The organism is Candidatus Methylospira mobilis (genome assembly GCF_009498235.1).
Taxonomy (GTDB): domain Bacteria; phylum Pseudomonadota; class Gammaproteobacteria; order Methylococcales; family Methylococcaceae; genus Methylospira; species Methylospira mobilis.
Genome location: NZ_CP044205.1, coordinates 3,343,234 through 3,356,117 on the forward strand (window position 1 = coordinate 3,343,234; position 12,884 = coordinate 3,356,117).

11 protein-coding genes are annotated in these 12,884 nt (G+C 54.0%); 1 reads left to right on the forward strand and 10 read right to left on the reverse strand.

Annotated features, from left to right (window positions below):
• Positions 1-561: 561 nt before the first annotated feature.
• The 8 genes from F6R98_RS15250 to F6R98_RS15285 all read right to left on the reverse strand — a co-directional run bounded on the left by F6R98_RS15250 (position 562) and on the right by F6R98_RS15285 (position 8,823).
• A complete protein-coding gene (locus F6R98_RS15250) occupies positions 562-2,223 on the reverse strand; it encodes a family 2A encapsulin nanocompartment cargo protein cysteine desulfurase (RefSeq protein WP_153249781.1) in 1,662 nt (553 codons plus the stop codon).
• Positions 2,210-3,127 (reverse strand): family 2A encapsulin nanocompartment shell protein, encoded by a 918-nt coding sequence (locus F6R98_RS15255; protein ID WP_153248720.1) that lies wholly within the window; start codon positions 3,125-3,127, stop codon positions 2,210-2,212. The genes F6R98_RS15250 and F6R98_RS15255 overlap by 14 nt, the downstream gene beginning before the upstream one ends.
• Before the next feature lie 72 nt (positions 3,128-3,199).
• On the reverse strand, positions 3,200-4,159 hold the full coding sequence (gene epsC / locus F6R98_RS15260; RefSeq protein ID WP_153249782.1) for a serine O-acetyltransferase EpsC: 960 nt from the start codon (positions 4,157-4,159) through the stop codon (positions 3,200-3,202).
• Complete coding sequence (gene cysK, locus F6R98_RS15265) at positions 4,156-5,133, reverse strand: cysteine synthase A (RefSeq protein ID WP_153249783.1); 978 nt, start codon at positions 5,131-5,133, stop codon at positions 4,156-4,158. Before cysK ends, epsC begins: the two co-directional genes overlap by 4 nt.
• A gap of 215 nt (positions 5,134-5,348) precedes the next feature.
• Positions 5,349-5,954, reverse strand: a complete 606-nt coding sequence (locus F6R98_RS15270) for an ABC transporter substrate-binding protein (protein WP_153249784.1) — start codon at positions 5,952-5,954, stop codon at positions 5,349-5,351.
• A 118-nt stretch (positions 5,955-6,072) separates the two neighbouring features.
• Positions 6,073-6,918, reverse strand: a complete 846-nt coding sequence (locus tag F6R98_RS15275; RefSeq protein ID WP_153249785.1) for an EAL domain-containing protein — start codon at positions 6,916-6,918, stop codon at positions 6,073-6,075.
• Positions 6,919-7,349: 431 nt separating this feature from the next.
• Positions 7,350-8,360 (reverse strand): sulfate ABC transporter substrate-binding protein, encoded by a 1,011-nt coding sequence (locus tag F6R98_RS15280; RefSeq protein WP_153249786.1) that lies wholly within the window; start codon positions 8,358-8,360, stop codon positions 7,350-7,352.
• Positions 8,361-8,652: 292 nt separating this feature from the next.
• The gene (locus F6R98_RS15285) at positions 8,653-8,823 is read right to left on the reverse strand and encodes a YezD family protein (protein WP_228124903.1); all 171 of its coding nucleotides are present in this window, start codon (positions 8,821-8,823) and stop codon (positions 8,653-8,655) included.
• Between the two features lie 489 nt (positions 8,824-9,312).
• Here F6R98_RS15285 and F6R98_RS15290 point away from each other — a divergent pair, with 489 nt between their 5' ends.
• Positions 9,313-11,217, forward strand: coding sequence for an alginate export family protein (locus tag F6R98_RS15290; RefSeq protein WP_153249788.1), 1,905 nt, complete (start codon positions 9,313-9,315; stop codon positions 11,215-11,217).
• Between the two features lie 434 nt (positions 11,218-11,651).
• Here F6R98_RS15290 and F6R98_RS15295 read toward each other — a convergent pair whose 3' ends face one another.
• Both F6R98_RS15295 and F6R98_RS15300 read right to left on the reverse strand, forming a co-directional pair.
• Positions 11,652-12,035: a hypothetical protein gene (locus F6R98_RS15295; RefSeq protein WP_153249789.1), complete on the reverse strand. Its 384-nt coding sequence runs from the start codon at positions 12,033-12,035 to the stop codon at positions 11,652-11,654.
• 486 nt (positions 12,036-12,521) lie between these two features.
• A complete protein-coding gene (locus F6R98_RS15300) occupies positions 12,522-12,878 on the reverse strand; it encodes a hypothetical protein (protein WP_153249790.1) in 357 nt (118 codons plus the stop codon).
• Positions 12,879-12,884 lie beyond the last annotated feature (6 nt).

Sequence of the window (12,884 nt, forward strand, 5' to 3'; positions counted from 1 at the left end):
ACGTTTTGGTGAGACAACGCCGGCAACGGCCTCGCCAAACTCAAGAGTGTTACTTGTTTATTTGACGGAAACCGCCACAATGCCTGCGCATGCGAAGCACGGCGCGTACCGGCAAACAGCGCTTTCATGCCCGCTGCCGCGGCTCATGCGTGCAATTGCCATGCGCGCTGACCAGGTTTTCGTACCGTCTCTTCAGCCGAGGTTCAAACTTGAAAAAATCTGATGCATACTACATTCATCGCAATTTATCCGACTTGTGTAGATACCTATGCCCAAGACAGAAAGGAGAGCCGGTGTTCGCTTCGCGATTTGCACGGTAACGATAAGCCATGAAAAACGCTAGTGTAGAATATGGGGTTACTGCCTACCAACCAGCAATTGGCGAGAGATTATGGACATATTGGCAGCATACTCTGAATTACCCGGCATGCCTGTCTTGTTTAGACAAGAAATTAATATATGTTAAGGTTTCAAACCGATAATTGGCATGGACGTAAAAATGAACTGCGAAAATAAACCGGTACGGTTTTGTGCCGCACCGGTTTTTTTAAACAGACTGCATCAACCCTGCAGGTTGAGGCCGCCCCCGCTGATTTTCAGCAGGGCGGAAACGAGTGCATCCACCTCTTCACGCGTGTTGTATAGCGCCAGCGAGGGGCGCACCGTGGTTTCCAGGCCAAAGCGCCGCAGGATAGGCTGTGCGCAGTGATGGCCTGAACGCACCGCTATTCCGGCGCGATTGAGTTCCGCGCCGATATCCTCCGTCCGGTATCCTTTCAGGATGAAGGACAGCACGCTCGCCTTGTCCGGCGCTGTGCCTATCAGCGTCAAACCCGGTACGGTATTGAGCCCCTGCGTGGCGTAAACCAGCAATTCATGCTCGTAACCTCCGGCATTTTCCACGCCTATTTTTTGCAGATATTCCAACGCGGCGCCCAGCCCGACGGCATCGGCTATGTTGCCGGTCCCGGCTTCGAAACGGTTGGGCGGATGCTGATAACGCGTCTGTTCGAAGGTGACGTCTTCGATCATGTTGCCGCCGCCCTGCCAGGGCTGAGTCGCTTCCAGCAACTCGGCCTTGCCGTAAACGGCGCCAATACCGGTCGGTCCGAACACTTTGTGTCCGGAGAATACAAACCAGTCACAGTCCAGCGCTTGCACGTCGGTAGCCATGTGAGCGACGGATTGCGCGCCGTCCACCAGTACGCGCGCACCGTAACGATGCGCCATTTCGACCATGTTCTTCGCCGGGGTCACCGTTCCCAGGGCGTTGGATACCTGGGTAAAGGACACCAGCCGGGTGCGCGGCCCGAGCAGGCGTTCGTATGCTTCGAGTATGACCTGACCGTTGTCGTCGACCGGGACTACACGCAAAATCGCTCCGGTTTCGGCACATAATTGCTGCCACGGTACGATGTTGGCGTGATGCTCCAGCCAGGTAATCACGATTTCGTCGTCCTTGACGAGATTCTGCCTGCCCCAGCTTTTGGCTATCAGGTTGATGCCTTCCGTGGTGCCGCGTACGAAGATGACCTCATCCGCGGAGCCGGCATTGATAAAGCTCCTGACTGTTTCCCGTGCGCCTTCGTAGGCGTCGGTCGCCCTTGCCGCCAGTTCATGCGCGGCGCGGTGGATGTTGGAGTTCTCATGCTGGTAGAAGTATGAGAGCCGGTCTATTACCACCTGCGGCTTTTGCGTGGTTGCCGCGTTGTCGAACCAGATCAGCGGCTTGCCGTTGACGCGCTCCTGCAGGATCGGGAAGTCGCGGCGCACGGCGTACACGTCGAAAGGCGGATGCGCCGACCCCGCAATCGGTCCATAAGCATCCCTGCCCTGCGGACTGAGTTGATCGACAAAGTAGAACGCCGCCGGAGACGCCGGCTGCGCCGGCGCTGAATACGGCAGCGCATACCCTGCCGGCGCCGGCGAAGTTAAATCCAGACCATGCAACGGATCGTTCCATTCCACGCCCGGCACGTCGAATCCGACGGGAACGATAATTGCGGCCGGCTCCGCTTTGGCCGGCAGCGCCTGCGCGAACGGTGCGCCGCTTACTTCGACACCGCTGGGACGACCGAGCTGCGCATGCTCGGCCATGCTGCCTTCGCTGCCGGGAACCTGGGAAAACAGCTGATTGGCCAGTTTCGCCAGTTCTTCGACGGAAGGAAGTCCAGCCGGTATGGCGTGGGTCAATGCGTCTATGCCGACATTACTTGTATTCATGATATTGGCCTACATCGACATTCTCGAGTACGGCAATAGCATCTTCAGTAAGCACTGCAAGCGAGCAATACAGCGAGATCAGGTAGGACGCGATCGCTTTGTGGTTGATCCCCATGAAACGCACCGACAGTCCGAGGCTTTGCTGACCCGGCAGGTTGGGCTGGTACAGGCCCACTACGCCCTGGCGGCTTTCGCCGGTGCGCAGCAACAGAATGTTGGTTTTGCCGTTGGTGACCGCCAGTTTGTTGCTTGGAATCAGCGGGATGCCTCTCCAGGTGACGAACTGCGAACCGAACAGGCTGACGGTGGGAGGCGGTACGCCGCGCCAGGTGCATTCGCGGCCGAAGGCGGCGATAGCCGATGGATGCGCCAGGAAGAACGCGGGCTCTTTCCAGACCAGGGACAGCAGTTCGTCCAGATCGTCCGGGGTCGGTGAGCCGGCGCGGGAGCTTATACGCTGGGCGGCTGCGATATTGTTCAGCAGGCCGTATTCCTTGTTGTTGATCAGCTCGCTTTCCTGACGTTCCTTGATGGTTTCGATGGTCAGGCGCAACTGTTCCTGGATCTGGTTGTGCGGCACGCTGTAGAGGTCGGACACCCGCGTATGCACATCCAGCACCGTGTTGACGGCGCTCAACATGTACTCGCGGCCCCATTCTTCGTAATCGACAAAGGTATTGGGCAGTTCACGCTCGTCGCGCCCGGAGCAATCCACCGTGACCCTGCTTTCGTTCTTGACCCGGTTGACGCGATAGATGCCCGCTTCAACAGGCACCCAGTGCATTAAATGAGTCAGCCAGCGCGGGGTTATCGCGGCATATTGGGGAACGGTCTTGGTGGCGTTCGCCAGGGTGCGCGCGGCAACATCGCCCAACGCGGTTTGGATCTCGTGTTTGTCAGTCATCTGTTATCCGTGTCTTCCTTATTGATTTAAAAGTCTCACACTCACGAGCTGGATATGCCTTACCATCTAACTCTAGATGCCAGCTCCCCCATCAAAGAGTTCATGTCTGACCTGCGCCTGACTGATGTTGCTGCATGGCGGCACACTCCGCGTCAACCAGACATTGCCGCCTATAACCGAACCGCGTCCGATGGTCACACGCCCCAGTATGGTTGCGCCTGCGTACACTACCACGTCATCCTCTACTATAGGATGACGTGCATTACCTTTGATCAAATTGCCGTTTTCGTCGGTCGGGAAGCGCTTGGCTCCAAGCGTCACCGCCTGATACAGGCGCACCCGATTGCCGATGATGGCGGTCTCGCCGATCACCACGCCGGTGCCGTGATCGATAAAGAAGCTCTCACCGATGCTGGCTCCCGGATGAATGTCGATTCCTGTTACCGAATGCGCAATTTCAGAGATCATGCGCGCTATCAAACGCGCGCCCTGCGAAAACAGCACATGCGCCAGACGGTAATGAATGTTTGCGACGATTCCCGGATAGCAAACCAGCACCTCATCGACGCTTTGCGCCGCCGGATCGCCCTGGTAAGCCGCTTCTATATCGCTTTCCAGCAGAACACGAATGGCCGGCAGCTCTTGTGCAAAATTCACCGCGATTTCCGCAGCCCGATCGCGTACCGCCGGTAAATTCGTCTCTACCTTGGATGAAAACAACAACTCGCGCTGCAATTGCAGCAGTAACTTGCGCAACGCGACGTCCAGCGTATGCCCGACGAAATAATCTACCCCGCCCTTCGCCAAGTCGGGCGACACCAGCCGGTTGGGAAACAGCGCGGCCGTCAACCCCTCGACTATCTCTTGCAACGCCTTACGCGACGGGAGCTTGGGAGGGTTGCTCAGACGCTGGCGTCCTTCCAGCGATTGTTCGCGAATATCCCGCAATGCTGTTACGATCTCATCAACATTCCACCCCCCCCCATCAAGCAGCTCGGCATGGACAAAATGCTGCAGTTCGCTCAGACTCATACAGCAAGACCCTGCTCGTTAAACACGCCATCGAACAAGACCGAACTCAAATAGCGCTCGCCGGAATCAGGCAGGATTACCACCAGGGTTTTACCCTGATGCTCCGGTCTCCGGGCTAGCCGCACCGCAGCCGCAACCGCCGCGCCGCTGGAGATTCCCGATAAAATGCCTTCTTCATGCGCAAGACGTTTGGCATAGAGAACCGCATCCTCATTGGTAACCTGCTCGACCTGGTCGATCAGGGATAAATCAAGCACCTCCGGCACAAAACCGGCGCCGATCCCCTGGATCTTGTGGGGGCCGGGCTTCAGCGCGTCGCCCAGACGCTTTTGCGTCAAAACCGGGCTTGCCGCCGGCTCTACCGCAACCGACAGAATGGCTTTGCCCTGAGTATTCTTGATGTAGCGGCTGACGCCGGTGATCGTACCGCCGGTGCCGACGCCGGAAACCAGAATATCGATGCCGCCATCCGTATCATTCCAGATTTCCGGCCCGGTGGTTTTTTCATGGATGGCCGGATTGGCCGGATTTTTGAACTGCTGCAGCAGCACGTAGCTCTCTGGATCGGAAGCCGCAATCTCTTCAGCTTTCGCAATTGCGCCTGACATGCCTTTGGCCCCTTCGGTCAATACCAGCTTGGCGCCATAGGCGACCAGCAGTTTACGCCGTTCCAGACTCATGGTTTCCGGCATGGTCAGCGTCAGCGGAATCCCGCGCGCGGCAGCGACAAAGGCCAGCGCAATACCGGTGTTGCCGCTGGTGGGCTCAATCAACTGCTTACCAGGCCCCAGCAATCCGCGCTGTTCTGCGTCCCAAATCAAAGCCGCGCCAATCCGGCATTTAACCGAATAGGACGGATTACGGCCTTCCACCTTGGCCAGTATGGTTGCCCCTGCGCCATCTGTTACCCGATTGAGTCTTACCAGAGGTGTATTGCCAATACTAAGTGAATTATCTTCGTACCACGTTGCCATAACCGACTCCAAAAATAAAAAACAATAAAAAAGCCGAACGCCCTGTTTGAGGGCGTCCGGCTTCCGGTTGTCCGGTCAGCACGCGAGCGTGTATACCGGGCCATTATCCCATCAACAATTACATTTCACAACGGCTACCCCGACCCGCCCGCCATAAAACGGCACTTCCTTGTAGAGACAAGCACGGTCACAGCCGCGCATCATCTTGACATTACCTATCTGGCGTTTTCATAGTCGCCAAGCTTTTGATCCAGTTTCTTCATCAATCCATCAAAACCGTCCTCTTCCAGAGTATGCGCATATTGCGATTTCTTCAGTGCTAGATCGCTGACGCCGTCAACCACTATATCGCTGATACGCCACTGGCCGTCAAACGGTGAAACCAGATATTCGAACCTCACAGGCGTTTCCTTTGGCGCTACTAATTTATAAGCCAGACGCACTCGTGTTTTAACCGGCTGAGCTGTTTCGTATTGAAACTCCTCGCCGGAATAACCGTTAAATTGTGCTGCATATGTGGCTACGCCCAACTCAGTCAGACGTTCGACAAACATATTACGCTGATCGTCGGACAGCTCCTTCCAATGTGCCCCAAGCGCGATATGGGCTATGGCGTTAAACTCAAGCGTAGCGCGCACCACAGGACCCAGCTTTTTTTTACGACCCTGAAACCCTAAAACCTTGGCATTCTTCATCGCATCGATCAGAGCGGCATTCAATTTGTCGACCACCAGACGGGCAGCGCCTGCGCTACCGTCATCGGCTGCAGCCCATGAAGAAAAAACTATGAGCAACACCCCAAAAAACACCCGCAGCCGCATGATAGATACCCCATTCCAAGTAAATTGACACGAATGGGATCATATCATACACCCATACCATTCCCCTATGAATTGTACCAATGCAACAACAAGTTGCCGCTTTTGAAACGACAAAGCCCTATCCCGCCACGACCTGCCGGAGAGGCTCCGTTCGCCGGTCATAATAAGCCCCTTTAACCAGATCGGCTCGCAGCACTTTAGCCAGCAGGAAATCCTTTTCGTTCAGTACCCCCTCAACCAGCAATTGCGTATCCATGCCATGTATAACTGAAAGCAGTGTCGTCTTGCGGCGCATATCCTCGCTTTCCTTTTTCAACGTTGAAAAAAACGTGCTGTCCAGACGCACAAAATCCGGCGTGACGCGATAAAGAAACTCGATGCAATAGCGCTCAAGAAATTGCTCGTTGGCTTTATCGTCGAACTTTATTGCTGTTCCATAGCCGCGATCCTGATAGTTTTTCAACCCTTCCAGCAGCAGCTTCAACTGCCGATCATACACCGGAGTTATCGGCACCGTGATGACAACCCGGCGCGGCTGCAGCCCGCAACGAAAAATCACCTCTTCGAAGTAAGCGCCGTGATCGCGCTTCACTCCCAGCACATGACGCGGATGCACCTGCAAAAACAGATGATAGTCCTCATGAGCAATCGGCAGGTAGTTCAGCATATGTATGGTGCGGCACAACCTGTCCAGGTTGATAATGTTACCGATGTCGGCATCGTGATAAACCCGCGCAGAAGAGGCAAGCCCTGCATCGGACTGAAAAGCCTGCAATATCGCATCGTGTCCCACTATACGATCAACCTCGCTTGAGTGATGTATGGGTTCGAATTCGGTAGCCAGACGCAATTCCCCGAAACGACCCGCTACCTGCCCCGCGCGCACAGTCAAAGGCGGCTTGGTCAATCCCTGCTCGTTACTGATACGCTGATTAAAATACTCGACTAAATCGGATAATGGCATAACGCTCACCTTGTTAATTCATTTTACCAGGGAAGCCCGTTATGCCCTGACAGATGGCATAACGGTCAAACAAACTTATAACAACATCGCATAACTTCTCCTCCACAAAAGTTGAGCAATCATCACGTCGGCGGCGCGCCGGAAATATTGGCTTCCATGCATGCATCCCTGCCGCTTTCCCTGCCTCAGCACTAGAGGCGCCACCCCGCATTTATCAGAAGGGGAGGTTACTCAGCTATCCGCTTTGGGTCTGCAGGTTAGAAGCCAGAGTGTCGAGACGGCGCCGTTACCATCCATGAAAAACTCAGGCATCCCCGCCATAAACGGTCTCGATACCCCCATTTTGCAACGTCCCATTCGGCGGCGGCTGAATAACCCGCCAAAAACAGCTTTTCCTTACGAGTAAAGAACTACCGAATTATTGCTTTTACTTACTGAGCAAAAATCTGATCGAACACGCCGCCATCGGCAAAATGCGTGTTCTGCGCCTTGGTCCACCCGCCGAAAACCTGATCGACAGTAAACAGGTTCAACGGCTTGAACTCAGACGCGTGTTTTGCAAGCACGTCCTTATCGCTGGGGCGATAGAAGTGTTTGGCGGCCAACTCCTGCGCTTCCTTGCTGTATAAGTAGGCCAGATACTCGGTAGCCACTTTTTCCGTTCCATGACGTTTGACTATCGTATCTACAACTGTCACGGGCGGTTCGGCAAGCACGCTGACCGAAGGCACGATAACTTCATACTTGTCGTTACCGTATTCCTTAAGATTAAGATAGGCTTCATTCTCCCAATTAATCAACACATCTCCGATTCCACGCTCGACGAAGGATACGGTCGCGCCGCGCGCGCCTGTATCCAGTACCGCAACGTTTTTGTAGAAACGCTTGACAAAATCGCGCGCCGAAGCTTCATCGCCGTATTTCTTTAGCGCATACCCCCACGCAGCCAGATAGTTCCAGCGCGCGCCGCCTGATGTTTTGGGATTGGCCGACACCAAGGCCACGCCCGGCTTCACCAGATCGTCCCAGTCCTTGATATGCTGCGGATTGCCTTTTCTAACCAGAAACACGATGGTGGATGTATAAGGCGAGCTATTGTTTGGCAAACGCGACTGCCAGTTTTCAGGTATCAGCTTGCCTTTCTGATAGAGCTGATCAACGTCATACGCCAATCCCAATGTCGCGACATCGGCATCCAGTCCGTCGATAATGGCTCGCGCCTGCTTGCCGCTGCCGCCGTGCGACTGATTGATTTCGAGGGTTTCTTTCGATGTTTCCGCCCAATGCTTGATAAAAATCTTGTTGTAGTCCTGATAAAACTCGCGCGTAGGATCATAGGACACATTCAACAGTGTCAGGCCCGCCGCTTGCAAAGCACCTGCGCCAAGCGTTGCAACAAGAGCAAGTGCAGTTAGAAACTTTTTTAATCTGTTTTTTGTCATGATTTTCTCTGTCATTAATAAACAACGTTACATACTATCAAATAGAATAGATACTTACCCGATCAAAGCCTCAACAATTCGTTTTATACGCGCTGAAAAAGTGCCGCATATTAAATTTTTCCCCTGGTACTTCCAGTAACGGCGAAAGCCGGCCGTCATTTTGCCCAACTTGCCAACATCCACCAAACTGCAAGGTTCTCAGCGCATGAAGCATCCCCATAAAAAAGGCGGGCAGTAAGCCCGCCAAGACGTTGACACCACGAGGAAATTAAAACCCCTTCAAACTCACGCCTTACCTGGAGTTTGCATCGAAGCGCAATTTTTCCTTGCGCTCGATCTGCACGATACGTCCGTCATGAATCACGATTTCCAGAGAGCCGTATCGTAAATCCTTCAACAATTCCGCGATCAGCAATTCAGGCTTGTTCGCCTTCCCGCTATTCGCCACAACCTGATCCGACACCTTATTCTCCGACTGCATATGTACATGTTGGGTACAGCATAACAATTGCCGGATATTTTTAAAAAGAATCAATAGTAATTTATTAATTCCATTATGGAATAACACGGTCTATACAAAAACTTAAGCCCAGCATGGAATTTGATCATATGGACGATCGGCGGGCCGGCCGATTACCGCCAAGGAAAGACATTTCACAGCGACTCGCTGAAACAGGTTTCAGAGCGATGCCGAATATTCCGAAATATCCCTTAATAAACTCAAGCAGCTGGCGAGCGGCGATTGAATACTTAAGAATACAACTCTACTACCCTGCACGAGGCCATATCGATATAGCTTAGATGAATAACCATATGGTTTAAGTGAATAGTAAGAACTATAGGCAACATAATACAATGAACATGGCCCATATTAAGGGCAGACGGGTGATGCCGTTGTGAGCGCGCTAAACGCCGCACATGTGACTTGTAACTTGTAATTTGGAACCCGAATATGAGATTTAAAACAAAACCACTGGGGTTTGCCATCACGGCAGGAACGGCGCTCATGACAGCGCAATTTGCGCTGACCTCCCCTGTATGGGCAACTACGCCGCCTTCTGATATTGATGCGACGCTCACACCGGCGCCTGTCTCTGAGCCTGCAAAGGCTGCCCCCCCTGCTACCGCCAAGCGTGAAGCGGTCCCTGCTGAATATGCCGGCCAAGGAATCAGCACAGCCAAGGCGCCCAAAGACGATCCCAAAGGCAGTATAGCGCCAGAGTACTTTAACAACCGCCCACGTCAAAACCTGGGGGCGGTCGAAAGCCAGAGAAAGGATGAGCTTTCAGGCAAGGCCAACTGGGAAAATAAAGAGAATTTCAGACTTCACGATCTTTTCCAGCTTCCGGAGTGGATTTCCTTGAGCATTGAGGATCGCATCCGCTATGAGGCCTATGCCACTCCCTGGCGTGGCGGTGCTCCAACCAAACAATCCTTCGTGGGGCAGGACGCCCTTGTTAATCAGCTGGTCGTGTGGAACGAGTTTCGTTTCAACGATCAATGGCGCGCAGGGTATGAGTTTTGGGATGCACGATCGTTGGTCAACGGGCCTTATCAGCAAGGTTACACTAAAACCGGTGCCACGGTAATTCAGCCCTATGTCGACTCGCTGAACAGCTCAACGGTAAATACCGGACAGTTCGCCCAGATTTACGCGGCTTACATCCATCGTGGCCTCTTCGATGCGGTCGATAGCGAAACCAAGGCGGGCCAGATGACGATGTCAGTCGGTTCGAACCGTCTCATCGGTCGCGCGGCTTATCGCAACACCCAGCAGCAGTATGTGGGTGTACAGCAACGTTTTCGCGAAGCGAAGGGGGATTGGGAGCTTCTTGCGTTCGCCAACGTACCCGAAATTCTGTATCCAGGTTCGCCAACTCCGCAGAATTACAGCTCAACGTATAGCACGCAGCAGGCCATGACCGATAACGTTATCTGGAACCGGCCGCAGACCAATGCCTATTTCACCGGCGCCATGTTTACACAAAACAAGCTGTTCGACGGCAGCAAGGGTGAACTCTACCTCTACTACCTGAATGAAGGCCCCGAGAACATCCTCAACCGGAGGCTCTTCACCCCAGGTTTCCGTATTTATAAAGCCAGCAAGAAGGGGGAGTTCAACTACGAACTCGAAACCATCGGTCAGACCGGAACTGCCGTTGTGAAGTCATCCACTGCGAATTTCCAGGCCAATCTCTATAACCCCACGGCCTTGACGAGCGCTTCCAACGCATCGACTTCCTCTTCCGGATACTTGCCGTCACAGAATGTAGGGGGAGTATTTCAGCACATCCATGCTGGTTATACCTTCGACACCAATTTTGACCCAAGACTCACACTCCAATGGGATTATGGTACCTCACACTTCGATACCCTCTATGGTCCGACCGTCTTCGAATACGGTCCCACGGGTATCGGCGGCTTCTTTGCCAACCGTACCAACATTAATTCCCCAGGCTGGAAGTTCGAGTTTATCCCTCATCGCGATGTCACGGTCTATGTCAACCAGCGCTGGTGGTGGCTCGCAGACGCCTACTCTACCTCGGGCTGGGCAGGCACCAACATTTTCAACTCGACCAGTGGAAAAAATTATCAGGGCAGCTATGTAGGCCAAACCATCGAACTCAATGCTCGCTGGGATGCCCACGAAAACGTGTCTTTCCAGGCGGGTTGGCAGGTGCTCATGAAAGGCGATCTGGCCATCTCTGGTACGGGCGCCGTGGGCGTGGGCAGTGTTCAAACAACCACCGGAGGCTATTCCACCAGCGGTCTTTCAGGCGGATGGACCAATGGCGCAATCCAGCACAATGGCAGCAACGTAAACCTCTGGTATACCCAGATGCAGGTTAGGTTCTAACGAGCCACTACTCACGAAACGGAAAAACGTACGCATGGGAGAGGCTTGTCCGAGAACTCGACATTTAGAAAATATAACCATAACTTTATGGTGTTTTATATAACAAAATAACACCATAATGAAGTAGCGGATTTTTCTTGATTCGTATTCTCGGACACCCTCCCAGGCATTTCTCACCTCTTACGGCAGGGACACCTGTCATCAGACGCCCGCCGCGCATACCCGAACGAGCAGTTTTCCTGCACCCGGTACCTCCGTTGCACCCTCTTTCGCGCCGGGCAAATTCGTCATGCATACACTACTGTAGCCGAAGTGCGGATTTTCTCGAAAACGAGGTTTTTTTGAAAAGGCGGACAGCCCTACACAAGTTAAACGGATTACCGTGCAAATCGCGAAGCGAACACCTAACCCCTCTCCCCGCTGGGCATGGGCATCTACAAATCTCCCTTCGCCTTTCCTGGAGTTTCAAACCTTCGAGGAAAGGCAAAGTCGGCGAAGGCTTGCAATTCCTCAATGGAATATTCATTCAAGACGCCCCATAGGCTGAAGCGCTTGAACAGACCATCCAGCAAAGCGGGTGCGGTGACCGGGCGCGTTCGCTTCATTTGCCCCGATAAACGCACCAAAACCTCTCGCGTGCGCACCGTCTGTTCACCGGTTTCCCGCATCGGCCGCCAAGCCAGTACGCACGCCTGCGTGGCAATGAGGACGCGCTTGAATAACGCCGGTCCGGTTTCCTGTTCCAGCATTCCAACTGATGCCCCGCTGCCTTGAGCAGTTTGAAGAACGATTCTATCTGCCGGCGATAGTTGTACCACAAGGCAATCCGCTCTGCCGGAACAGATAACTCCGCGTTGGTCGGCAGATACCATTCCGCGAGGAGCTTGCCTTCCTGGTCCCGTATCCGGCCAGCCACCCAGCGGGCGGCTAAGGGTGGCCCGGAATGGCTGTTACCTGTTGGCCTTGGGCGTCTTTTCCTTTGGGGCGGGACGGGTGACAACCCCTTCGGCACTGGCCAGCCATTGTTCTCCCGTCCGACCTTTGCAATCCACTCCACGCACCTGCTCGAACACCAGCTGCCGGGCCGCCTCCGCAACGCTATGGGCCCGATTTTCAAAGTGAACTTTTGATCCGCCCCTGATCCGTACCCGCCATCTTTGCCCGGCTGGGTTCCATTGCCGCCAATGGCCAGCCGGATCCGCTTCCCGGTCAATTATATGCACCAATGGCCGACTGAATCCCTGGTTTTCCAACCATGTGATCCGTTCCGTCAGTTCATCCGGATGCGTCTGACCGTCGCCCTGTCAATCCGGCACTCGCGTTTGCCACACCCCTTCATCGATGACCCCATTCTGAACCGGGGCCGCCAGCGGCGCGCCGCTCTGATCACTCGCCAGTAGCGTACTTTGCAATTCATAACCGACATCTGTGCCGTGTGTCGGTTGTTTGCGATCCTTCCTTATCGTGTGCGTGTTGTAGTTGATCCGCGACCCATCGTGAACACACAACGCATGGGCGTCGCATTCTGTCTCCACGTTTTGCTGAGACAACGCCGGCAACGGCCTCGCCAAACTCAAGGGTGTTTCTTGTTTATTTGACGGAAACCGCCACAATGCCTGCGCATGCGAAGCACGGCGCGTACCAGCAAACAGCGCTTTCATGTCAGC